Annotated in this window: 1 pseudogene; it reads right to left on the reverse strand. The window is 58.9% G+C overall.

Going from position 1 to position 275, the window contains the following annotated elements:
• Window positions 1–76 precede the first annotated feature (76 nt).
• Window positions 77–275 (reverse strand): annotated as a pseudogene (locus AC0L23_RS40145) (ISL3 family transposase); the annotation flags it as partial.

The following is a 275-nucleotide window of genomic DNA, read 5'->3' on the forward strand; positions in this document are numbered from 1 at the left end:
AGCGAAATCGATCAGCTGCTTCCCTGGGCCTATCGCGCGCAATCCCTCAAAGCCGTGGCCTGAGAACGACGTTTACGGTGAGCCGTACGATCTCCTTTATGGAGATGCCCGTCTCAGCCTGTTTGAGGATTGCCGCGTTGGTGTCTTCTCGCCGAAGATAGCCCTCATATTGAATGCGCTCGGCGGCGGTCAACAAGCTGGGATTTATGGTGGCGGAGCCGACCGCGATGCGGACCTGGCGCATGGATTTGCGAACCGCATCCAGGAAGGCGTGG

It is taken from the genome of Bradyrhizobium sp. MI1.4, assembly GCF_055811315.1.